The organism is Rhodovulum viride, assembly GCF_003265965.1.
GTDB lineage: Bacteria > Pseudomonadota > Alphaproteobacteria > Rhodobacterales > Rhodobacteraceae > Rhodovulum > Rhodovulum kholense.
On record NZ_MUAV01000083.1, the window covers coordinates 1 to 1,658 of the forward strand.

The following is a 1,658-nucleotide window of genomic DNA, read 5'->3' on the forward strand; positions in this document are numbered from 1 at the left end:
AGCAGCGCGTCGCGCCAGGTGCCGAAGCCGTAGGTTGCGGGAAGGTCGGGGATTTTGGGCATGCGGGGCATGAGGTCCTCCGGATCTGGGCATGGGATGCCCGCCCGCGCGGGGCGGGGCACCGATGCTCAGAGACCGGCGTTCTCGCTGTCGTCGCCCTCGCCGGGATCGGCGGGCTCGGGGTCGGCGGCCTCGGCCTCTTTCGGGTCGGTGCCGGTGGGGGCGCGGTAATAGATGCAGCCCGGGGCGTGGGTGCGTTCGAAGGCGTTGGTGCCCGCGATGGCGGCAAAGCAGCCCGCGCCATCGGCCGAGGGCTGGCGGATCGCCGACAGATCCTCGGTGGCATTGACGGCGGCGAGCGCGGGCGCGGCCAGCAGGGCCAGGGCGGCGGCGGTGGTCAGGATGGTCTTCATGGGTCTCCCCTTTCCGGTTGCGGTGGGGACGACCATTATAGGGAAGTTTCCCTATGTCAATCCAAAAGAGGGAAACTTCCCCCTTTCATCGGCCCAACGAGGCCGTTGCTTGGCGCGTCAGCGCCTGTGGCGCCCCTGCGCGAGCGCCAACGATTGCTCTTTTCATTGTTGAAATGGGGTCGACTAGACCCGTTTGACGAGATCCGCAGGCCAATGAAGCCTGACTGGCGCGGCCCATTTGAGACGCACGTCGTGCTGGTTCTCGGCGTCAGGATTCAGCGCAATGAGGTGGAAGTAGCCAGGCTCTGAACCGAGCTTGACGAGCTTGACCCAGCCTAGGCCCCGCTCGCATTCGCAGACGCAGCGCCTACCGACAGCTTCGCTTGGCACCCCCTCGTGCGCGGGACGGGAATAGAACAGCAAATCACCCGCCGAATAGACCGGTTCCATGCTGTCCCCAACGATTTCGACGGCGACAACGCCATGTGGAGAGAGGCCTGGTGGGCATTCGACCTGTGGGCCGTCGCCCTTCTCATACGCGTCGAAAACGGGCACCCTGGCTCCGGCTCCGACCTTTCCGGCAATCGCGATTGTGAGCCTTCCTGCACCCGGCCCGTTGGCGGCGGCGAGGATTTCCTCGACGCTCATGTCGAGGGCCCGCGCGATTTTCATTGCGGTATCGAGCTTCGGACTGGCCGCCTTTCCGCGCCGGAGATCTCGGATGAAGCTCTTGCTCAGACCAGCGGCCTCAGAGAGCGGCGCGGCTCGCAAGCCGCGCGCATCCATGATCCGCTCAAGGCCGGTAATGAAGTCGTCGCCAATCTCACCCATGCGAAAGAGATTGCACTGACTGGCAGAACGGAAGTAGCGGGAAGTTTCCTGTTGCGCGAAGCGGGAAGTTTCCCCATTATCCGGCGTCATGGAACAGCTCATCGCCGAAGTTAAGGCCTATGCGGAGGCCGCGAATAAAACTCCCGAGAAGGTGTTGCGCGAAGCCATCGGTGCCAGTTGGGGCGCCTGGGCCGCGTGGCAGGCAGGGACCTCCGGCCCGACCATGCGGAGCGTTGACCGCCTTCGCGCCTTCATGGCCGCAAACCCGGTCACGCGGGAGGACCCCGCATGCTGACGGCGTCCTCTCCATCGATTTCGACCCCGAGTCATTTTGCACGAAGCCACCATAGGGATGTCGCTATGCAAAAGTCCTTCCAGAATTTGCGCGACCCGCAGGAGCGGGAGCGGAAGTGG

The 1,658-nt window shown here is 64.5% G+C and carries 3 protein-coding genes; 1 reads left to right on the forward strand and 2 read right to left on the reverse strand.

Features of this window, described 5'->3' with window-relative positions; all coding sequences use genetic code 11:
• Window positions 1-128: 128 nt before the first annotated feature.
• Window positions 129-413, reverse strand: coding sequence for a hypothetical protein (locus BYZ73_RS21005; protein ID WP_112317554.1), 285 nt, complete (start codon window positions 411-413; stop codon window positions 129-131).
• 183 nt (window positions 414-596) lie between these two features.
• Window positions 597-1,334 carry a helix-turn-helix domain-containing protein gene (locus BYZ73_RS21010; RefSeq protein WP_245943262.1) on the reverse strand — a complete coding sequence of 246 codons (738 nt, stop codon included), beginning with the start codon at window positions 1,332-1,334 and terminating at the stop codon, window positions 597-599.
• On the opposite strand from BYZ73_RS21010, the gene BYZ73_RS21015 reads away from it, so the two are divergent.
• Entirely contained in the window at window positions 1,333-1,539 is a 207-nt protein-coding gene (locus BYZ73_RS21015; protein WP_112317555.1) for a hypothetical protein, read from the forward strand. The genes BYZ73_RS21010 and BYZ73_RS21015 overlap by 2 nt on opposite strands.
• Window positions 1,540-1,658 lie beyond the last annotated feature (119 nt).